This is a genomic window from Sphingomonas echinoides (assembly GCF_029623395.1).
In the GTDB taxonomy this organism is placed as follows: domain Bacteria; phylum Pseudomonadota; class Alphaproteobacteria; order Sphingomonadales; family Sphingomonadaceae; genus Sphingomonas; species Sphingomonas echinoides_A.
In genome coordinates this window covers 279668-299533 of record NZ_JAPYKK010000001.1, presented here as the reverse complement: position 1 = coordinate 299533, position 19866 = coordinate 279668, and the positions used below count along the sequence as shown (strand labels likewise).

General features: G+C 65.7%; 17 protein-coding genes. 10 read left to right on the top strand and 7 right to left on the bottom strand.

Going from position 1 to position 19866, the window contains the following annotated elements; all coding sequences use genetic code 11:
- Positions 1-59: 59 nt before the first annotated feature.
- The 4 genes from QBJ92_RS01270 (at position 60) to QBJ92_RS01255 (ending at position 6196) form a co-directional block, all read left to right on the top strand.
- Positions 60-2195, top strand: a complete 2136-nt coding sequence (locus QBJ92_RS01270; RefSeq protein ID WP_277967851.1) for a penicillin acylase family protein — start codon at positions 60-62, stop codon at positions 2193-2195.
- Between the two features lie 153 nt (positions 2196-2348).
- Positions 2349-2921, top strand: coding sequence for a serine O-acetyltransferase (locus QBJ92_RS01265; RefSeq protein WP_277967850.1), 573 nt, complete (start codon positions 2349-2351; stop codon positions 2919-2921).
- 129 nt (positions 2922-3050) lie between these two features.
- Complete coding sequence (locus QBJ92_RS01260) at positions 3051-5873, top strand: M16 family metallopeptidase (protein WP_277967849.1); 2823 nt, start codon at positions 3051-3053, stop codon at positions 5871-5873.
- Positions 5874-5893: 20 nt separating this feature from the next.
- Entirely contained in the window at positions 5894-6196 is a 303-nt protein-coding gene (locus QBJ92_RS01255; RefSeq protein WP_010160928.1) for a hypothetical protein, read from the top strand.
- A 76-nt stretch (positions 6197-6272) separates the two neighbouring features.
- Here the strand turns inward: QBJ92_RS01255 and QBJ92_RS01250 are convergent, their stop codons facing one another.
- Positions 6273-7061, bottom strand: a complete 789-nt coding sequence (locus QBJ92_RS01250) for an SDR family oxidoreductase (protein ID WP_277967848.1) — start codon at positions 7059-7061, stop codon at positions 6273-6275.
- A 132-nt stretch (positions 7062-7193) separates the two neighbouring features.
- Positions 7194-8339 carry an acyl-CoA dehydrogenase family protein gene (locus tag QBJ92_RS01245; RefSeq protein ID WP_277967847.1) on the bottom strand — a complete coding sequence of 382 codons (1146 nt, stop codon included), beginning with the start codon at positions 8337-8339 and terminating at the stop codon, positions 7194-7196.
- A 147-nt stretch (positions 8340-8486) separates the two neighbouring features.
- Here QBJ92_RS01245 and QBJ92_RS01240 point away from each other — a divergent pair, with 147 nt between their 5' ends.
- Both QBJ92_RS01240 and QBJ92_RS01235 read left to right on the top strand, forming a co-directional pair.
- A complete protein-coding gene (locus tag QBJ92_RS01240; RefSeq protein ID WP_277967846.1) occupies positions 8487-9320 on the top strand; it encodes an SDR family NAD(P)-dependent oxidoreductase in 834 nt (277 codons plus the stop codon).
- Positions 9317-10741 (top strand): MFS transporter, encoded by a 1425-nt coding sequence (locus QBJ92_RS01235; RefSeq protein ID WP_277967845.1) that lies wholly within the window; start codon positions 9317-9319, stop codon positions 10739-10741. The genes QBJ92_RS01240 and QBJ92_RS01235 overlap by 4 nt, the downstream gene beginning before the upstream one ends.
- Here QBJ92_RS01235 and QBJ92_RS01230 read toward each other — a convergent pair.
- Positions 10738-11184 (bottom strand): hypothetical protein, encoded by a 447-nt coding sequence (locus QBJ92_RS01230; RefSeq protein WP_277967844.1) that lies wholly within the window; start codon positions 11182-11184, stop codon positions 10738-10740. The two genes, QBJ92_RS01235 and QBJ92_RS01230, sit on opposite strands and share 4 nt — an antisense overlap.
- Positions 11185-11397: 213 nt before the next feature.
- On the opposite strand from QBJ92_RS01230, the gene QBJ92_RS01225 reads away from it, so the two are divergent.
- Positions 11398-11949: a CHAP domain-containing protein gene (locus QBJ92_RS01225; protein ID WP_277967843.1), complete on the top strand. Its 552-nt coding sequence runs from the start codon at positions 11398-11400 to the stop codon at positions 11947-11949.
- 106 nt (positions 11950-12055) lie between these two features.
- Here QBJ92_RS01225 and QBJ92_RS01220 read toward each other — a convergent pair whose 3' ends face one another.
- From QBJ92_RS01220 to QBJ92_RS01210, 3 genes are all read right to left on the bottom strand, one after another.
- The gene (locus QBJ92_RS01220; protein WP_277967842.1) at positions 12056-13318 is read right to left on the bottom strand and encodes a dipeptidase; all 1263 of its coding nucleotides are present in this window, start codon (positions 13316-13318) and stop codon (positions 12056-12058) included.
- A 172-nt stretch (positions 13319-13490) separates the two neighbouring features.
- Complete coding sequence (locus tag QBJ92_RS01215; RefSeq protein ID WP_277967841.1) at positions 13491-14822, bottom strand: PQQ-dependent sugar dehydrogenase; 1332 nt, start codon at positions 14820-14822, stop codon at positions 13491-13493.
- A complete protein-coding gene (locus QBJ92_RS01210) occupies positions 14822-15271 on the bottom strand; it encodes a DUF2231 domain-containing protein (RefSeq protein ID WP_277967840.1) in 450 nt (149 codons plus the stop codon). Before QBJ92_RS01210 ends, QBJ92_RS01215 begins: the two co-directional genes overlap by 1 nt.
- 741 nt (positions 15272-16012) lie before the next feature.
- On the opposite strand from QBJ92_RS01210, the gene QBJ92_RS01205 reads away from it, so the two are divergent.
- Positions 16013-16342, top strand: a complete 330-nt coding sequence (locus QBJ92_RS01205) for a helix-turn-helix domain-containing protein (protein ID WP_277967839.1) — start codon at positions 16013-16015, stop codon at positions 16340-16342.
- A gap of 61 nt (positions 16343-16403) precedes the next feature.
- Positions 16404-17276: a reverse transcriptase family protein gene (locus tag QBJ92_RS01200; RefSeq protein ID WP_277967838.1), complete on the top strand. Its 873-nt coding sequence runs from the start codon at positions 16404-16406 to the stop codon at positions 17274-17276.
- A 119-nt stretch (positions 17277-17395) separates the two neighbouring features.
- Here QBJ92_RS01200 and QBJ92_RS01195 read toward each other — a convergent pair whose 3' ends face one another.
- A complete protein-coding gene (locus QBJ92_RS01195; protein ID WP_277967837.1) occupies positions 17396-18622 on the bottom strand; it encodes an SGNH/GDSL hydrolase family protein in 1227 nt (408 codons plus the stop codon).
- Positions 18623-18730: 108 nt separating this feature from the next.
- Between QBJ92_RS01195 and QBJ92_RS01190 the strand changes: the two genes are divergently transcribed.
- The gene (locus QBJ92_RS01190; RefSeq protein WP_277967836.1) at positions 18731-19864 is read left to right on the top strand and encodes a fumarylacetoacetate hydrolase family protein; all 1134 of its coding nucleotides are present in this window, start codon (positions 18731-18733) and stop codon (positions 19862-19864) included.
- Positions 19865-19866: the final 2 nt, after the last annotated feature.

Here is a 19866-nt window from a genome sequence, read left to right as displayed (position 1 = left end):
CGCTCCGTACGCCAAGATAGCGCGCAAGCTGGCCAAGACCAGAGCCACAGGGGGAATGGATGCTGCGAACACTCGGGCTCGGCGTGGCCGGTCTGCTGATTGTCACGGTCGCTGGCCTTGCGATCTGGGAACCGATTGCGGCGACCAGCGCGACCGCGCCGCCCGCGCATCGCTATGACAGCGTGATCGCGCGTGACCGCTTCGGCGTGCCGCACATCTTCGGCAAGACCGACCCCGACGTCGCGTACGGTGTCGCCTATGCGCATGCCGAGGACGATTTCGCGACGCTGCAGGAAGCGGTGGCGATGGCGCGCGGGCGGCTCGGCGCGATGACCGGCGCGGACGGCGCGAAGGTCGATTACACGCTCGCGTTGCTCGGCGCGCGCGAGACCGCGCATCGCGATTATAGCAAGCAACCCGCCGATGTCCGCGCGTTGCTCGACGCCTATGCGACCGGGCTCAACGCCTACGCGCGGCGGCATCCCGGGCAGGTGCGGCTGGCGCGGCTGTTCCCCGCGAATGGCGAGGATATCGCGACCGGCTTCGTCCTGCGCACCCCGTTCTTCTTCGGACTGGACCAGGTGCTCGGCGCGCTGTCGAGCGACAAGCCGCTGCCGCGCGAAAGCGCCGGAGCGACGCCCGATGCGCCCGATCCTGCCGCGCTTCCGGCTACCGGGGAGGGCAATCAGAACGGCTCGAACGCCTTCGTCGTCGCCCCCAAGCGATCGTCGGACGGCTTCACCCGTGTCCTGTCCAATTCGCATCAGCCGTGGAAGGGGCCGGTCGCCTGGTACGAGCTGTCGGTGCAATCGGGGACCGGCTGGCACTTCTCGGGCGCGACCTTCCCCGGCGTGCCGTTTCCGGTGCTCGGACATAACGCGCATCTCGGCTGGACCAACACGGTCAACCGGCCCGACCTGACCGACGTCTACACGCTCGACACCGATGCAGCGCACACCCGCTATCGCTTTGACGGCGCGTGGCGGCCGTTACAGGCACGCCGGGTGTGGCTGGGCGTGCGGGTCGGGCCGTTCGTGCTGCCGATCCCGAAGACGGTCTACCGCGCGGTGCAGGGGCCGGTGATCGTCAACAAGAGCGGCGCTTTTGCGATCCGCTATGCCGGTGCGGACCAGTTGCGCATGATCGAGGAATATTACCGCCTGACGCGTGCGCGCAATTTCAGTGAATGGCAGCGGGCACTCGCGATCCAGGGCGTTCCGGCGACCAACTTCCTCTACGGCGATGCGCGAGGGAACATCGCCTATGTCTATAACGCGAGCTTCCCCAACCGGCGACCGGGCTATGATTACCAGCATTTGCTGCCGGGTGACACGTCGCGCGACCTGATGCCGGGAACGGTCCCGTTTGCGCAGGTCCCGCGCAACGTGAACCCCGCGTCCGGCTTCCTGATCAACGCCAACAACACGCCGTATCAGGCGGCAGGGCAGAGGTCCGAGCTTCGCCCGCAGGATTACAGCCCGCTGCTCGGGATCGAGACCGACACCACCAACCGCGGCACCCGCGCGCTCGAACTGATGGGACAGACCCCGCGGATCAGCGAGGCGGATCTGCTGCGGATCAAGTTCGATACCGGGATCAGCCGCTACGGCTGGGCGGCGAAATGGTATCGCGACATCGCCGCGATCGATCCGCGCGGCGACACCCAGTTGCTGGCCGCACTCGACCTGTTGCAACGCTGGAACAGAAACTTCGACGGCCAGCACAGCGGGCAGGCGCTCGCCGCTATCCTGCTGCGGACCGGGCAGAAATGGCATTACCAGCGCCGCCCCGAACTCGACCCGCGCGATGCGCTGGCCAAGGCGGCGGCGTATCTCCAGAAGCATTTCGACACGCTCGACCCGCCGCTCGGCACCGTGCTGCGGCTGCGGCAGGGGAAGGTCGACCTCCCGCTCGACGGTGCGCCTGACGTGCTGCGCGCTGCGTCGACCTGGAACGAGGCCCCCGACGGGCGGCTCGTCGTCAATCACGGCGACAGCTTCATCATGCTGATGACATGGGACAAAGCAGGGCGGGTGGAATCGCGCTCGATCCAGCCGTTCGGCGCTGCGACGACGCGGCCCGAGTCACCGCATTATGCCGACCAGGCGCCACTGTTCGCGGCGCACCGTTTCAAGCCGGTGCTGTTCTGGCGCGAGGACCTCCGGCGAAACGTGGAACGCGTGTATCGGCCCTAGCCGCAGAGCACGGGGCAATCGACGCTGCCTGGAGCATAGTGCCGAAGCGTCAAACTGGCGTTGGCTATTGGAATCAGTAGACTGGGCCATATCCCGCGCTTGGCTGGCGCTGTCGACCAGCGTCGTGCGGGATGATATTGCAAGGGCATGATCATGATTTCCAGCGAAACGCCCGATTGGGAGCGCGAGCGGCGGACCGGGTGGGTCCCGTCGAAGGCGCTGCTGGCGTCGATCCGCGATTATCAACGGTTACGCCACGCATCCGGCGCGATCGCTGCGGTGCGGAAGCGCGTGGCGGTTCTGCGTCACCGATTCTGGACGGTGGTGACCGGGGCCGACATCCCGCTCAACGCACGCCTGGGCGGCGGTTTGCTGATGCCGCATCCCAATGGCATCGTCATCCATCCCGATGCGGAAATCGGACCCAATTGCCTGATCTTCCAGCAGGTGACGATCGGCGCGGCGAAGGGCGGCATCCCCACAATCCGCGGGCACGTCGACATCGGCGCAGGCGCGAAGATTATCGGCGGCGTGACGATCGGCGCGCACGCCCTGATCGGCGCGAATGCGGTCGTCATCACCGACGTCCCCGAAGGCGCGACTGCGGTCGGCAATCCCGCGCGTATCCTGTTCCCGAGATCTGCCGGGAAAGTGGCTGACTCCGCTACCGACCCGAGCGGGCCACGCGACGCCATGTCCGCGATAATCGGTTCCCCACAGGACTGATTTCACCATCTGGTGCGCGCAGCCAGTGCGCCGTAGCTGCGCACCAATTGCAACCCCGAACGCCATTGCTATACCCGCAGCGCATAGGGGTCTGCCGAGGACCGTTAACTCCGAGGAATACGTACCAGCATGACCGTCAAACTCCTCGCGCTCTCGGGCGTTGCGCTGGCAACGCTCGCCACACCGGCGCTCGCGCAAACCGCCCCCGCCGCGCTGCCAAAGCCCGCCCCGGTCGCGGATCTCGTCCGTCAGGTCGACATTCCCTATAAGGAGTTCAGCCTCCCCAACGGCCTGCGCGTCATCGTCAACACCGATCGCAAGGCGCCTGTCGTTGCGGTCAGCATCTGGTACAATGTCGGTTCCAAGTTCGAGCCCAAGGGCAAGACCGGCTTCGCGCATCTGTTCGAGCATCTGATGTTCAACGGCAGCGAAAACGCGCCGGGGGACTATTTCGATTATACCAAGGCGATCGGCGCGACCGACCTCAACGGCACGACCTCGTTCGACCGCACCAACTATTTCGAGACCGTTCCCGCCGCCGCGCTCGAACGCACCTTGTTCCTCGAGAGCGACCGGATGGGCTATCTGCTGGGGGCGATCACCCCGGCGGTGGTCGACGAACAGCGCGGCGTCGTCCAGAACGAGAAACGGCAGAGCGACAACCAGCCCTACGGTCTGGTCGAATACAAGCAGGTCGAGACGCTGTTTCCCCCGACGCACCCCTATGGCCACACCACGATCGGATCGATGGTCGATCTCGATTCCGCCAGCGTCGAGGACGTCAAGGCGTGGTTCCGCGGGCATTACGGGCCCAATAATGCGGTGCTGGTCCTCTCGGGCGATATCGACGCGGCCAAGGCCAAGACGCTCGTCACCAAATATTTCGGCGGTATCCCGCGCGGGCCGCAGAGCGTCGCGCCACCTGCACCCGTGCCGACGCTTCCGGTCGCCAAATACGAGACGATGAAGGACCGCGTCGCGAATACGCGCATCCTTCGGATGTGGGCGGTGCCCGGTTTCAAGGACAATGACTGGGTCGCGCTCGACGTCGCGGCGGGCGCGCTCGGCGGGTTGTCGAGCAGTCGGCTCGACAATGCGCTGGTCCGCAAGGAAAAGCTCGCGGTCTCGGTATCGGCGAGCAACGAGACTCTGGCGCAGGTCGGCATGTTCACGATCAGCGCGGACGTCCGCCCCGGCGTTGATCCGGCGCTGGTCGCCAAGCGGCTCGACGAGATCGTCGCCGATTTCATCGCCAACGGTCCCACCGCGGATGAAGTCCAGCGGCTGGCGACCCGCGACGCGGCGGGCACGATCGCCGGACTCGAATCGACCGGCGGTTTCGGCGGCAAGGCGGTCGCGCTGGCGCAAGGCGCGCTCTTTGCGGACGATCCGGCCTATTACAAGAAGCAGCTCGCCATGCTCGCCGCGGAAACGCCGGAGAAGGTCAAGGCGGCCGCCGCCAAGTGGCTGTTGCGTCCGGTCTACGGCCTCACCGTGGTGCCCGGCCCGCGCGATGCCTATGTCGAGGCGACCCCGCCGGCCAAGGTCGTCACCGCGCCCGAGCCCGCGGTCAAGGGCACGCGTGGCGGCTTGCCTGCGGTCGGGACGCTCGGCGAACTGGTCTATCCCAAGATCGAACGCGCCAAGCTGCGCAACGGGATCGAGCTGGTCTATGCCTATCGCAACGCAGTGCCGATCACCAAGGCGGTGATGAGCTTCGACGCGGGCGTCGCGGCGGACGTGGCGGGCAAGCTCGGCACGCAGCAATTGACGCTCGCGATGATGACCGAAGGCACCATCACGCGCGACTCGATCGCGCTGGCGGAAGCCAAGGAGCGGCTGGGTGCGAACATCTCGGCAGGGTCGAGTGCGGACCGCACCTATCTGTCGCTGTTCACGCCAAGCGCGAACCTCGCCGGCTCGACCGAGCTGTTCGCCGACATCGTCCGCCACCCGAAGTTCGATCCCGCCGAAGTCGCGCGGCTCAAGAACCAGCAATTGTCGCGGATCGCGGCGGAACTGACCAGCCCGGGCGGGCTTGCCTCGCGTGTCTATCCCAAGCTGCTTTATGGCGCCGCTTCGCCTTATGCCAAGGCGTTCGGCAGTGGCGACGCCAAGGCGGTCGCGACGCTCGGGCGCGACGATCTGATCGCGTTCCAGAACCGCTGGATCCGCCCCGATACCGCCAAGATCTTCGTCGTGAGCGACCGGCCGCTCGCCGAGATCAAGGGGGTCCTCGATGCGCGGTTCGGTGACTGGACGCCGACGGGCGCGCGCGGAACCAAGGACTTTACCGTCGCCACCACGCCCGCCACTCCCCGGATCGTGCTGATCGACCGGCCCGATTCTCCGCAGTCGCTGATCGTCGGCGCGCTGCCGACCGGCTTGGTCGGCACCGACGACTTGCTCACCGTGACGACCGCAAATGATGCGCTTGGGGGCGATTTCCTGTCGCGCATCAACCTCGACCTGCGCGAGACCAAGCACTGGTCCTACGGCGTCAGCGGTTCGTTCCGCCGGGCGGAACATCAAACGCCGTACCTGCTCACCGCGCCGGTCCAGGCGGATCGAACCGGAGACTCGATCAAGGCGTTGCAAGGCGACGTGAAGGCGTTCCTGACGACCAAGGGGATCACCCAGTCCGAATTCGACCGGACGATCACGGATTCGATTCGGTCTCTGCCCGGAAACTTCGAGACGTCGGGCGCGGTCCTCGGCGCGATGCAGTCGAATGACCTGTATCGCCGCCCGGACGATTATTTCGCGACCCTCCCGCAAAAATATCGTGCGATGACGCCGGGCGAACTTGACGCTGCGGCACGCAAGGCGCTCGACCCGTCGAAGATCGTCTGGGTCGTGGTGGGCGACGCGAGCAAGGTCCGCGGTCAGCTTGACAGCATCGGGCTACCGGTCGAGGTGGTCCCGGCGGCGTCCGTAGCGGACGTGCGCTGAGCTGATTCAGGAGAGATACGATGGCTGCTGTCGATGGAAGCTGGGATACGATCGTCAAGTCGCCGCTGGGCGACCAGAAGGCTGTGCTGACCGTCAAGACCGACGGCGACAGCTGGACCGGGAGCCAGGTCGGCGCAATGGGCGCGGTCGACATCACGGATGGCAAGGTCGAGGGCGACACGATCAAGTGGACGATGTCGATCACCGTTCCGATGCCGATGAGCCTCGATTGCAGCGCGACCGCCGAGGGCGACACGCTGACGGGTTCGGTCGGCGCCGGCGCGTTCGGCAGCTTCCCGATGACGGGTACGCGCCAGGCATAAGCCTTGACGATTGCATGATCAAAAGCGGCCTGCTGCCCGAAGGGGCGGCAGGCCGTTTTGTATGGGCGTCGTGCCGTCAGGCGTCGATGCTCGTCCCCAGCGCGGCATGGACCAGTCCGCCGTCGACCGTGATCGTGTCGCCGATCACATAATCCCCCGCGCGGCTGGCGAGATAGATCGCCGCGCCCGCCATGTCCTCGTCGACCCCGATGCGTTTGGCCGGGATCGACTTGGCGATCGCCTCGCCATGGTCGCGCGCCGCCTTGTTCATCTCGCTCGCGAACGCGCCGGGGGCGATCGAGGTGACGTTGATGTGGTCGGTCACCAGCCGCGCCGCCATCCGTTTGGTGAGATAGATCAGTGCCGCCTTCGACGCCTGATAGCTGTACGTCTCCCACGGGTTGAGCCGCTGCCCGTCGATCGAGGTGATGTTGATCACCTTGGCGGGGCGCCCCGCGCTCGCGGCGGCTTTGAGCGGTGCGTGAAGCGCCTGCGTCAGGAAGAACGGCGATTTGACGTTGAGGTCCATCACCTTGTCCCAGCCTTTTTCCGGGAACGCCTCGAACGGCTCGCCCCAGGCGGCACCGGCGTTGTTAACCAGGATGTCGAGCCGGTCGGTGTGCTCGGCGAGTTGTGCGGCGAGCGCCTTGCACCCTGCGACGGTCGACACGTCCTGCGGTAAGGCGATGCACTTCTCGCCCAGTTCGGCGGCGGTTTCGAAACAGGCGTCGGCCTTGCGCGCGGAGATATAGACGGTCGCGCCCTGCGCGATGTAGCCCGCCGCAATCATCTTGCCGATCCCGCGCGAGCCCCCGGTGACGAGCGCGATGCGGCCATCGAGCCGGAACAGGTTGGTGGTGTCCATTTTCTTCTCCCTCTCCCGCTAGCGGGAGAGGGTCGGGGAGAGGGCAGTCTCTCCGCGACCCTATCGCTGGTTGTTGCCGGACTGCCCCTCTCCCCGACCCTCTCCCCGCAAGCGGGGAGAGGGAGAAAAGTGTCATCCCCCCCGCTTGATCGTCTCGCGCGCGATGATGATCTGCTGGATCTGGCTGGTGCCTTCGTAAATGCGGAACAGCCGGACGTCGCGGTACAGCCGCTCGATCCCGTAATCCGCGATATACCCTGCGCCCCCGAAGATCTGCACCGCGCGGTCGGCGACGCGGCCGACCATCTCGCTTGCAAAATACTTCGCGGCGGCGGATTCCATCACCACGTCCTTGCCCGCATCCTTTGCAGCGGCCGTCTCCAGCACCATCGCGCGCGCGACGAGCGCCTCGGTCTTCGAATCCGCGAGCATTCCCTGGATCAACTGATGGTCCGAGATCGCCTTGCCGAACTGCTTGCGCGTCGTCGCATAGGCCACGCAATCCGCGATCAGCCGTTCCGCCACGCCGACACACACCGCCGAGATATGCAGCCGCCCGCGATCGAGCACGCGCATCGCGATCTTGAAGCCTTCGCCCTCCGCGCCAAGCCGGTTCTCGGCGGGGACGATGACATCGTCGAAATGCACATCGGCGACCTTGGCGCCCTTCTGCCCCATCTTCTTCTCGGGCTCGCCGATGCTGACCCCGGCCAGATCGCGCGGGACGAGGAAGGCGGAAACCCCCCGCGCGCCCGGATCCTCACCGGTCCGCGCCATCACGGTGAACAGGTCGGCCTTGTCGGCATTGGTGATGTAGCGCTTGGTCCCCGACAGCCGATACGCCTGCCCGTCGAAGGTCGCGCGCGTCTTCACCGCGCCCGAATCGCTGCCCACTTCAGGCTCGGTCAGCGCAAAGCTGGTGATGATCTCGCCGCTCGCGATCCGCGGGAGCCACGCGGCTTTCTGTTCGGGGGTGCCCGCCATCACGAGCCCCTGGCTGCCGATCCCGACGTTGGTCCCGAAGGTCGATCGGAACGCGGGCGTGGTGCGCCCGAGTTCGATCGCGACTTTCGCTTCCTCGAGCATCGTCAGGCCGAGCCCGCCGTACTCCTCGTCGATCGAGAGGCCGAACAGCCCCATCTCGCGCATTTCCTGCACGACATCGGCGGGGATCGCATCGTCCGCTTCGACCTGAGCCTCGAGCGGACGGAGCCGTTCGGCGACGAACCGGCGGACCGTGTCGATCAGCGCGTCGAAGGTTTCGGGGTCGAGTGCCATGGATCCTCTCGCATCTTTGAAGCGTGGCACCGGCGATGCCCCAAAGTGGCGGGTCTCGCAAACCCGAAATTCCAAAATCATCATCAACGTAGCGCATTGACCCGCTAAACCCCCGTACTAAGGTGTTCAAAAGCATAGGAGAGGTAGATGCGTTTTGCGGGCAAACGGGCTGTCGTCACCGGCGGAGCCTCGGGCATCGGCCGCGCAACCGCGCTTCGGCTGGCGCAGGAAGGCGCCGAGGTGTGGATCGGCGACATCGACGAAGCGGGCGGTGCCGAGGTTGCCGCCACATCCAACGGGCGAATCCACTTCCTGCGAACCGACGTCCTCCAGGCGGGCGATATCGAAGCGCTGATGCACGCCGCCGATGCCGCGGGCGGGCTCGATGTCGTGTTCAACAATGCGGGCGCGGGCGGGTCACGCGATTCGATCGACGCGATCTCGCCCGAGGATTGGGACCGCACCCAGGCGCTGCTGCTGCGCTCGGTCGCACTCGGCATCCGCTATGCCGCGCCGCTGATGATCGCGCGCGGGCAGGGCGGGGCGATCGTCAACACCGCATCGGTCGCGGCGCTCCAGACCGGCGCGGCACCGACCGCTTATTCGGTCGCCAAGGCGGGCGTCTTGCACCTGACGACGCTCGCCGCCGCCGATCTCGCGCAGCACCGGATCCGCGTGAATGCGGTGTGTCCGGGGTTCATCACGACCAACATCTTCACCTCCGCGCTCGGCATCCAGGGCGAGAAGCGCGATCTGGCGAACGGGATGATCGGCCAGGCGGCGGCGCAGGCGCAACCGCTCCAGCGCGCGGGCACGTCGGAGGATATCGCGGCGGCGGTCGCCTATCTCGCGAGCGACGATGCGGCGTTCGTCACCGGAACGCGGATCGTCGTCGATGGCGGACTGACGATCGGCCCGCGGCACAGTTGGGACCCCAAGGCCCCCTCGATGTTTGCGGCACTGGAGGCGTTCGCCTCGTGAGCGTCCCGATCGCCGCGCCCGCTGCGCGGCGGCTGTCGCGCAGAAGCCGGCTGTCGTTCGGGATCGGGTCGATCGCGTACGGCGTGAAGGACAATGGCTTCGCCACCTTCCTGCTGCTGTTCTACAATCAGGTGATCGGCCTGCCCGCCGCATCGGTCGGGCTCGCGATCATGGCGGCGCTGGTGGTCGAGGCGTTCGTCGATCCGCTCGTCGGCTATCTGTCGGATCATACGCGCGGGCGATGGGGGCGGCGGCATCCGTGGATGTATGCGTCTGCACTGCCGGTCGCGATCGGCTGGCTGCTCCTGTGGAACCCGCCCGAATGGGGGCAGGACGCGATGCTGCTCTACGTGTTCGGCAGCGCGCTGCTGGTGCGGGTCGCGCTGTCGATGTTCGAAATCCCCGGCGCGGCGCTTGGGCCCGAACTCAGCGCGGATTATGACGAGCGGACGCGGTTGTTCTCGTATCGTTATCTGTTCGGCTGGGGTGGCGGGCTGGCGATGCTCGCGCTGGCGTATGGCGTGTTCCTCGTGCCCGATGCGACGCACCCGGTGGGGACGCTCAACGCGGATGGCTATTCCCGGATGGCGGCGGTCTCGGCGCTGGTGATGGCCACGTCGATCCTGGTCTCCGCGATCGGGCTGCATCCGGAGATCCCGCGCCTGCCGCAAGTCCCGCGCTCGGACGAGACGTTCGCGGAGCATCTGCGCGATTTCGGTCGGACGGTGTGGAACCGCGGGTTCCTGTGGCTGATGGCGGCCGGGCTGTTCGCTTATACTGCGCAGGGCATTTCGTTCGCGCTGTCGCTGTACATGTACCAGTTCGTCTGGGTCTTCGCGCAAGGGGATTACAATTACCTGTCGCTCGCGCTGATGGCGGGCGCGCTTGGGGCGTTCTTCCTCGCCCCCGCCCTGACCCGCGGCGGGGACAAGCCGCGCAGCGCGATGGCGCTGTCGTTCGGCGCGGGCGTGTTGCTGACCGCACCCTATCTGCTGCGGTTCGCAGGGCTGTTCCCGGATCCGGGGTCGCCGCTGCTGCTCCCCGTGCTGCTGACGATCTTTGCCGCCAATACCGCCTGCGGCGTGTCGGCGTTCATTCTCGGGGCGGCGATGCTGTCCGATGTGGTCGAGGATTCGGAGGTGCGCACCGGCAAGCGCTCCGAGGGCGTGTTCTTCGCTGGCGGGTTCTTCGTGCAGAAGCTGGTCGGCGGGCTCGGGATCTTCGTTGCCGGGCGGATCCTTGCGTTCGCGGCGTTTCCGGACGGCGCGAAACCGGGGCAGGTTCCGGTTGCGACGATCGATCGGTTGACGCTGGTGTTCATCGTGCTCGAGCTGGGATTCTACGTCGCGGCGGGGCTCTGTTACGCGCGCTTCCCGTTCGGCCGCGCAGAGCATGACGCGCGGCTGCGGGCGAGGGATTAGCCGGCGATCGGTCGGATAAACCCGGTCAGCGCCCAGCCCGACTTGCACGGCCCCGCATAGGGGCGCGGCGCCGCAATCGGCGCGGAGACTCCGCAATCGCCCCCATCGGCGGGCATCACGACGATCCCCTGCCAGCGTTGATCGAGCGAGCGGGTGCAGCGGAACACGCGCGTGCCCTCGCCGAGCCGAGCGACTTCGTCGGCTTCCGCGAACGGGGCGGCGCGCAAGGGAAGATACGCCTCTCCGGCAGGCGACAGATTGACGACCTCGCCAACCCCGGCGCACGCCTGGAAGGCGGAGCCGCCTTCGCCGGTCTGGACCGGCTGCACGCCAGGCGCCGGCGCGGTCGTGTTCGTGTCGTACAGATCCGCATCGTTGCCGAATCCTCCGCCGGACGAGCAGGCGGCAAGCAGCAGGCATAACGCCGTAGCGGTTCGGTTCATGCCGCGAATCCTAGCCGCGCGGCAGCCGTTTGGCGAGCGCGATCGTGTTTCGCAGGCGTTTCGCGATGCCCGAAATGGCAGTCATCGCGCGGCCAACTCGCTTCATCCGAAAAGGTTCCGTTCATCGGGGAGCAAGGGTTTCCACGCGGCACCGGACCTGCTTTGACAGGATCAACGACGAGCTAGACCTGTTTCCAAGACCGTGGGGGTCCCATGAATTTCAAGGCTTTGACAGCGCGTTTTGCGCTGGTGGTAGCGTGCGCCCTGACGATGGCGACCCCGGCGATGGCGCAGTTCTGGCAGTGCGCGCCTTATGCGCGGCAGATTTCCGGCATCGAGATCCGCGGCAATGCCAACACCTGGTGGTCGCAGGCAGCCGGTCACTACGCCCGCGGTCACGCCCCCAAGGTCGGCGCAGTGCTCGCTTTCTCCGCCACCAGCCGGATGCGGATGGGCCATGTTGCAATGGTCAGCGAAGTCGTCAGCGAGCGCGAAGTCCTGCTGACCCACGCCAACTGGTCGCGCCGCGGTGGCGTCGAGCGCGACGTGCGCGCGGTCGACGTATCGCCGAACGGCGACTGGAGCATGGTCAAGGTGTGGTATGGTCCGCAGGGCGATCTCGGCACCTCGGCCTATCCGACCAAGGGCTTCATCTATTCCGACCACGCTCCGCTGAATGACAGCGGCGACGACACGGTCGAACAGGCCCCGCGCCCGCCGATGGTGCTCGCTTCGCTGAACGACACGACGACGGTCAGTTTCTAAGAACAATTTTCACCGTTCGCCTTGAGCGCAGTCGGAAGGCCTTTGCACCGCGCGCAAGGCTTCGACTTCGCTCAGGGCGTACGGGTAGTGGGAGGGATGCGCGGTCTTACTTGGCCGGCATCGTAGCGGTCGCCGGCAACGCCCCCGCCATATCCGCCGACACCCGCTCCGCCGCAGTCATCACGCGCAGCACGTTCCCGCTCGCGAGCTTGGCGACATCGCGGTCGCTCCAGCCACGCCGCATCAGCTCCGCGAGTAACGCCGGGTAGGTCGATACGTCGCGAAGCCCCTCGGGCAAGACGCTCCCCACGCCGTCGAAGTCCGACCCGATCCCGACGTGATCGACCCCGGCGACCTTCGCCACATGCACGATATGGTCCGCGACCTGCGCAAGCGTGACGCGGGGGGCCGGATGCTGCGCGAGCCAATCCGCCATCGCCGCCGCTGCCGCCTTGGGCTGCCCGATGTACAATCCGCCGAACGGTGGCGCGTTGAGCCGGGTCGCTTCGGCCGCCTTTTCCGCGGACCAGCGACGATACGCATCGGACACATAGACTGGCGCGAAATCGACCATCACCACGCCGCCGTTCGCCGCGACCAGCCGCAGCACGTCGTCCGACACGTTGCGCGGATGATCGTTCACGCTGCGCGCACCCGAATGCGAGAAGATCACGGGCGCCTTCGTGACGCGCAGCGCGTCGCGCATCGTGTCCTCGCTGACGTGGCTCAGATCGACCAGCATCCCCAGCCGGTTGAGCTCGCCGACCACCGCCTCGCCGAACGGTGTCAGCCCGCCATGCCGCGGATCGTCGGTCGCGGAGTCCGCCCAGTCGATCGTGCGCGAATGCGTCAGCGTCAGATAGCCCGCACCCATCGCATGATAGGCCCGCAGCACCGACAAGCTCGCATCGATCTGTCCGCCGCCCTCGACCCCAATCAGCGACGCGATCTTGCCCGCGGCATGGATCCGGCGGACGTCCGCAGCAGTCCGCGCGATCGCAAAGTCCTTGGGATAGCGCGCGACGATCTGGTGGACGAGGTCGATCTGTTCGAGCGTCTGCTTGACCTGTTCGAGCCCCGGCAGCGCCGCATCGACATAGACCGACCAGAATTGCCCGCCGACCCCGCCCATGCGCAGCCGCGCGATATCGGTGTCGTAGCGGGGGCTGACGCGGTCGAGGCCGGCGGCGAGATCGATCGTCCAGCGCTTCTCGCCCTCGCGGTCGCGCAGCGTCTCGGGCCAGTCGTTATGCCCGTCGATCAGCGGCGTCGCGCGCAGGACCTTGGCGACCCGGTCGTCATAGCGGTCCGCAACGGCGGGCGTGGCGATCGCTGCGAGCATCACGGCAAGCAAGATGTGGCGCGACATATCGGGCGATCCTTTCACGGAAAGCCCCTTGGTAACCGACACTGCGCTTGCTGCAAGGGCGGTAGGCGCTGGGCGTGCGGTGGAGATCCCCACAACAAAGCACGCTCTCCTTCCTCCCCTCCCTGACAGGGAGGGGCCGGGGGTGGGTCGGCCCGTTAAACGCCCCCAACCCCTACCGCAGCGAAGCCGTCGCCATCGGCGCAGCCTTCGCGGTCACCCGCCAAACCGTATTCCCAAGATCGTCCGCAATCAGCAGCGCACCGCGCGAATCGACCGCTAGCCCGACCGGACGCCCGCGCGCCTTGCCATCGGGACCGACGAACCCGGTGACGACGTCCTGCGACTTGCCATTGGGTTTGCCCCCCGAGAACGGGACGTACACGACCTTATAGCCGTTGAGATTGCCCCGATCCCAACTGCCATGCTCCGCAACGAACGCGCCGCCCCGATAGCCGCGGGGTAAAGCGCTCGCTGCATAGAACACCATCCCCAGCGGTGCGACGTGCGAGCTCAACCCGTAATCGGGCCGGATCGCCGCCTTCACCAGATCGGGCCGCTGCGGCATCACCCGCGGATCGACGTGCTGGCCCCAGTAACTGTACGGCCAGCCGTAGAACGCGCCATCCTTCACCGACGTCATATAGTCGGGGACGAGGTCCGGCCCGATCTCGTCGCGTTCGTTGACGACCGTCCACAGCTGCCCGCTCGCCGGGTTGAACGTCAGCCCGTTGGGGTTGCGCAAGCCGGTCGCGTACAGGCGCGATGCGCCCGTCGCACGGTCGACTTCCCAGATCGCGGCGCGACCCTTTTCGGCTTCGATCCCGTTCTCGGTAATGTTGCTGTTCGATCCGACGCCGACGTAGAGCTTGCTGCCGTCGGGGCTGGCGGTGAGGCTCTTGGTCCAATGGTGGTCGATCGGGCCGCCGGGGAGATCGGTCAGCTTTACGCCCGGTGCGGTGATCCGGGTCTGCCCGGTGACATAAGGATAGCGCATGATCGCATCGGTATTGGCGATGTACAGGTCACCCCCGACCAGCGTGATCCCGAATGGCGAATGGAGATGGTCGAGCAGCACGCTGCGCAGTTCGGGCTTGCCGTCGCCATTGGCATCGCGGATCAGCGTTACCCGGTTGCCGCCCTTCGCCCCGGCGCCGGCATAGCCCTGCACCAGACCCATGATGATTTCCTTGGGCCGCTTGATCGGCTCGCTGCCGGGGCCGTTCGCCTCCACGACGAGCACGTCGCCGTTGGGCAGGACGTACGGCTGGCGCGGATGCTGCAGCCCGGTCGCGAGCGCGGTCACCTGCAAGCCGGGCGCGACCGTCGGTGCGGCGCCCGCCCAGCTTCCGACCGGCGCGACATGCATCGGCGGCACGAGATACTGGTTGATGGCGGGCAGATGCGGGTCGGCACCGATCTGCTTCTCGGTCGACCCGCCGGCACCGCTGCACGACGCCAGCGCGAGCGTCGCCGCGCCCAGGAGAAGCGGGGGAAGGCTGCGCATCATGCGGCTCCTGTGGATTGGCGATGGGCGACCGTCGTGCCGGTCCAGCTCGATACGATCACGAGCACCGCGACGATCGCCGACAGGATGATCCCGGTCGGCATCACCGAAGTCCATCCATCCCGGCTGTGGATGAAGGCGTTGATCAGCGCGAGGCCCAGCACCGCGACGTTGAGGAGACTATGGAACCACGGCCGCGGCGCCCGGCGAACGCGCCGGTTGCGCGCGAAATCGACGATCCCGGCAACCGCCGCGAACCCGCCCATGATCAGCCCGCCGGTGATGAGCCACACCGAGAAATTGGCCCACTGCATCTCGGCGGTGTTGACGTAGGTCAGGTCGGTCAGGAACGCCGCGGTAAAGAACGCGAGCGGAAACGCGGCCAGCAGCGTGTGGATCGGATGCGGGGGCGGCACCGTCTGGGTCGCGTGGCGGTCGTGTGGCGGCATGGTCTGCAATCCCCGGAAGTCCCCGCTGATACGTTCCGCGCGCGGGGGTGTTCCAGAGTGTTGCTATATTGTGAGTTTGGGTGGCGCGGAGGTGTCGCCAGTAAACTCGACTGGCCGGGATCAAGAAACGGTTAGCCCGCGCCTTGCCCGATCGCACACGCTGGCGGCGTTAGTCATTCCGACCCGGGTTAGTGACGGACGCCGCTAGTCGAACAATTGTCGCTGACAGCGAACAAAGTGTTGACTATTGCGCTGACGTCGTTTAGGACGGCTTCAGCATTCGGGAAAAAGGCAACATCCCACTCAACCTCTGGGTGAGCAATCACCTGCGGGACCTGCTCCGGCCGGTCCTCCTACTTGTCGGATCTTGTGGAGGCACCCCGCCCGGGGACCGCCGCCGGCACCGATAAGGCGCGCCCGTGTGGAGCGGGCGCGAAGGGTTAGGGGGGTGCTTCTTCTCTCGTTGTCACTGCTGCGGTGGAGCTGGCCTCAATCCTGAGGCGAGTATGCAGGAGTGAATACCTATGGGTTCTTTACCCGTACCGGATGCCGAGAAGAAGCGTGCGGAGGACAGTCGAAAGGCGCATCCTATCAAGGATGCGCTTCTGAAGCCGAAGACCTGGACGACCATGTTGGCGATTCTAAGAGTAATCTACGGAATCATTCGTGTGGGCGCGAAGATCGGGGAAATGTTTACGTAAGTCCCCCTTAATTCCTTCCAACGTCTAGTTGGAGACGGTTATGTATGAACGAGCGTTAAAAACATTGAGGCTGTATCATAGGCTTACTCAGTCGGATTTAGCCGAACAGCTTGGCATATCCCGATCATATCTCAATGAGATTGAGCGCAAGCGGAAAGAGCCGAGTTTAGATATACTTACGAAATATGCTGAGCGTTTTGATATCCCTTTATCATCTCTCATGCTTTTTGCCGAGCAAACCCAGAATCCTAAGCTTGATCGAGCGCGGCTCTATGTCGCCGACAAGGTTCTCAAGATGCTGGAATGGATAGCGGAAGACGACCAAGATGCCGAAAGCGAACCGGAAAAGCAGCCAACCCATACCCATTGAGCGGTGTCACCTGTACGGCATTCGCTCTCCGCACGCGCTTGCGAACCGTCTTGGGTGGGACTTGAGCAAGCTCGATCAGCTCGCTGCCTACGGCGGCTACAAGGTCTATCCGCACAAGCAGACCGGTCGCATGATCCAGGAGCCAGGTGAGGCTTTGCAGAGCATTCACCGGCAAATCCACCACTACCTCGTGCGCGTTGAGGCTCCGGCCTACCTTCACTCGGCGGTCAAGGGTCGATCCTACGTCTCAAACGCGCAGGCGCACGTCGGTGCTGGTGGGCTCGTCAAGCTGGATATCGCCAAGTTCTACCAGTCAGTGCCCCAGCACAAGGTTATGCACTTCTTCCGCGATGTAATGCATTGTGCACCGGATGTGGCGGGGTTGCTCGCGAACTTGATCTGTTTTCATGGCAAATTGGCAACTGGCAGCGCCGCAAGCCCGATCATTTCCTACTATACCTACAAGGGGCTATTCGACGAATTGAAGGCGCTGGCCGATCGTCGGGGTCTCACAATGACCTGCTACGTCGATGATATTACCATGTCGGGACTTGGCGCAGGGCGGGCGGTGCTTCACGAGGCGCGGACCCTTATCTTCCGGGCTGGCTTACGCGCGCACAAGGATTACGACTTCCGGCCAGGAGCGCCTCGGCTCGTTACGGGGGTCATTGTCGGTGACACGGGCATCGATCTGCCCTTCTCACGCTGGCAGAAGATCCGCGAGGCGGTGCGCGAAGTCGAAGGATGCGTCGATCCTGTGGAGCGGTTGGAAAAATACCCGAAGCTTGTTTCGCGCCTCTACGAAGCGGCACAAATCAACAGCCGATGCAAGCCACGGGCGCGCTATCACCATGAACAGTGGCGTGCATTGAAGCACAGCCTACAGGCAGCCGCCCTGAATGCCGGTCAAGGTCAGCCGGCGGCGGCGGCCTAACGTTTCAGCAAACGAGTATCTTTCGCGTGGGACGTGTACAACGAATGTCCGCTTGCCTCGGTTAGTCACTTCAAATGGGTTATTCCACTTCCAACCATCCTCAGTCCAAACCCCACCCCCTACCGAAACAACCCCAACGGAATCGCCCCAGCCATCGCCCGATACCCCACCGGCGAAGGATGCAACCCGTCCCCAGAATCATACTCCTTCCGCAGCCGCGTCGGCGCACCAGGATCGCGCATCAGAGCGTCGAAATCGATCACCGCGTCGAAATGCCCCGCCGCCCGGATCCACGCATTGACCGCCGCCCGGTCGGCCTCGTTCTGCGCGTCGGGGTGGTAATAGCCGGAGCCCCCATCCGGCAGGATCGTCGCGCCATACACCTTGATCCCCGCGGCATGCGCACGCGCGATGACCTGGCGATACGCGCCGATCATCCGCGCCACCAGCGCCGCATGCGCCGCCGCCGACACCGGCGCCTCGCGGGTCAGCGTGCCGAGATCGTTGATCCCTTCGAGCACGATCAGATAGCGCACCCCCGGCTGCGCGAGCACGTCGCGGTCGAACCGCGCGAGCATGTTGGGGCCGAGCCCGTCCGACAGCACGCGGTTGCCGCCGATCCCGTGGTTGAGCACGCCGACCGTCGCGGTCGCCCGGTTGGCGTGGAGCCGGTTCGCGAGCAGGTCGGGCCAGCGGTCGTTGCCGTCGGTGGTCGCGCCATGCCCGTCGGTGATCGAATCACCGAGCGTGACGATCGATCGCGCAGCGGGAGAGGGCGCGGCCACCGCGACCCCGGCGATCTGGAACCAGTGTTCCACCGCCCGTGCGCCCGGCAAGGTCGGATCGGCGACGTGGTTTCCCGGGACCAGATAGCTGGTCGCGCGCGATCCGGGGTGGCTGGTCTGGCCCTTGGGGGCAGCCGGCAGATGCAGCGAGATCGTGACCGAGGACAAGGCGGGAACCTGGATCGCGACCGGGTCCGACCAATAGCTTGCGCCGGCCGGGATGCGCACGTCCGGCGCACCGTCGAAGGTCAGCGCATGGTCGGTCCCGGGCGTCACCGCCGCGCCACCTGCGGCGCGCGCGACGTGCGCGCTGTCGATCCGCAGCGGCTCGGTGCCGAACGCGTTGCTGAGCAGGATCCGCACGCGTGCCCCGCCAAGCGACAGCCGCACCGTCTGGCGCAGCGTCGCATCGGTCAGCGCGGCCTCGGGAAGCGCATTGCGGGGTTCGGGAATTTGCTGCGAGGTCGCCCAACTTCCGACCCATCGGTCGTGCTCCGGCGGGCGCGCGGCGAGCGTAAAGCACGCGATAAACGCCAGACCGATCAGACGGATCGTTTTCATATCGGTTTTCCCTCTCTACGCCACTATCATGTGGCTTTGGCGCCCTTGACAGCGCGTCGACGCTAGTGTTGGTAACGCTATCAAAATAATATGTCGAGTGGAGTGGGTATGAGGGGCGAACAAGGCGAGATGACGTCGGCACTTCCGGCGGACTGGAGGTCGGGCACGTTTGTCGGGCGGATGCTGACCGAGGCCGGACCATCGCCAGTGCTCGTCGTTCGCGGCGCAGCGTTCGATATGTCCACCGTCGCACCAACGGTCGCGGCGGTGATCGAGCGCGGTGATTTTAGCGGCACCGGCGGCGCGCCGATCGCCGATTTCTCGCTCGACTCGGTCGACCTGATCAGTCCGGTCGACCTGCAATGCGTCAAGGCTTGCGGCGTGACCTTCGCGGTGTCCGCACTCGAGCGCGTGATCGAGGAACGCGGGCGCGGGGACCCCGGCGCCGCAAGCGCGATCCGCGAGCGGCTCGAAGCCCGTGTCGGCGGGTCGATCCGTGGTGTCGTGCCGGGCACGCCCGAGGCGGCCGCGCTCAAGCAGGCGCTGATCGACGATGGCCTGTGGTCGCAATATCTCGAAGTGGCGATCGGCCCGGATGCGGAAGTGTTCACCAAGGCCCCCGTGCTTGCAACGGTGGGGCCGAATGCCGATATCGGGATCCGTTCGGATTCGACCTGGAACAATCCCGAGCCCGAAATCGCGCTTCTGGTCGATAATAGCGGCAAAACCGTCGGTGCGATGCTCGGAAACGACGTCAATCTGCGCGATTTCGAAGGCAGATCGGCGCTTTTGCTCGGCAAAGCGAAGGATAACAACGCATCCTGTTCGCTCGGGCCGCTGGTCCGCCTGTTCGACGACAGCTTCACGATCGACGACGTCCGAACCGCGCAAGTCGCGCTGCGCATCGTCGGCGAGGACGGCTATGTCCTTGAAGGCGCAAGCAACATGGCGGAGATCAGCCGCGATCCGCTCGATCTGGTGCGGCAAACCTTGAGCGAGCATCAATATCCCGACGGTTTCGCGCTGTTCCTCGGCACGTTGTTCGCCCCGGTCCAGGATCGCGACGATCCTGGCCGTGGTTTCACCCACAAGATCAACGACATCGTCTCGATCGAGAGCGCTAAGCTCGGGCGACTGGTCAACCGCGTCGTCACCTCGCGCGATGCCGCGCCGTGGCAGGTCGGGATCGGTGCCCTGATGACGAATCTGGCCCAACGCGGCCTGCTGGAGAAGACGCAGTGACG

Coding starts and splice junctions, on each gene's coding strand:
- QBJ92_RS01270 (WP_277967851.1), top strand. CDS start 60: ATGCTGCGAACACTCGGGCTCGGCGTGGCCGGTCTGCTGATTGTCACG.
- QBJ92_RS01265 (WP_277967850.1), top strand. CDS start 2,349: ATGATTTCCAGCGAAACGCCCGATTGGGAGCGCGAGCGGCGGACCGGG.
- QBJ92_RS01260 (WP_277967849.1), top strand. CDS start 3,051: ATGACCGTCAAACTCCTCGCGCTCTCGGGCGTTGCGCTGGCAACGCTC.
- QBJ92_RS01255 (WP_010160928.1), top strand. CDS start 5,894: ATGGCTGCTGTCGATGGAAGCTGGGATACGATCGTCAAGTCGCCGCTG.
- QBJ92_RS01250 (WP_277967848.1), bottom strand. CDS start 7,061: ATGGACACCACCAACCTGTTCCGGCTCGATGGCCGCATCGCGCTCGTC.
- QBJ92_RS01245 (WP_277967847.1), bottom strand. CDS start 8,339: ATGGCACTCGACCCCGAAACCTTCGACGCGCTGATCGACACGGTCCGC.
- QBJ92_RS01240 (WP_277967846.1), top strand. CDS start 8,487: ATGCGTTTTGCGGGCAAACGGGCTGTCGTCACCGGCGGAGCCTCGGGC.
- QBJ92_RS01230 (WP_277967844.1), bottom strand. CDS start 11,184: ATGAACCGAACCGCTACGGCGTTATGCCTGCTGCTTGCCGCCTGCTCG.
- QBJ92_RS01225 (WP_277967843.1), top strand. CDS start 11,398: ATGAATTTCAAGGCTTTGACAGCGCGTTTTGCGCTGGTGGTAGCGTGC.
- QBJ92_RS01220 (WP_277967842.1), bottom strand. CDS start 13,318: ATGTCGCGCCACATCTTGCTTGCCGTGATGCTCGCAGCGATCGCCACG.
- QBJ92_RS01215 (WP_277967841.1), bottom strand. CDS start 14,822: ATGCGCAGCCTTCCCCCGCTTCTCCTGGGCGCGGCGACGCTCGCGCTG.
- QBJ92_RS01210 (WP_277967840.1), bottom strand. CDS start 15,271: ATGCCGCCACACGACCGCCACGCGACCCAGACGGTGCCGCCCCCGCAT.
- QBJ92_RS01205 (WP_277967839.1), top strand. CDS start 16,013: ATGTATGAACGAGCGTTAAAAACATTGAGGCTGTATCATAGGCTTACT.
- QBJ92_RS01195 (WP_277967837.1), bottom strand. CDS start 18,622: ATGAAAACGATCCGTCTGATCGGTCTGGCGTTTATCGCGTGCTTTACG.
- QBJ92_RS01190 (WP_277967836.1), top strand. CDS start 18,731: ATGAGGGGCGAACAAGGCGAGATGACGTCGGCACTTCCGGCGGACTGG.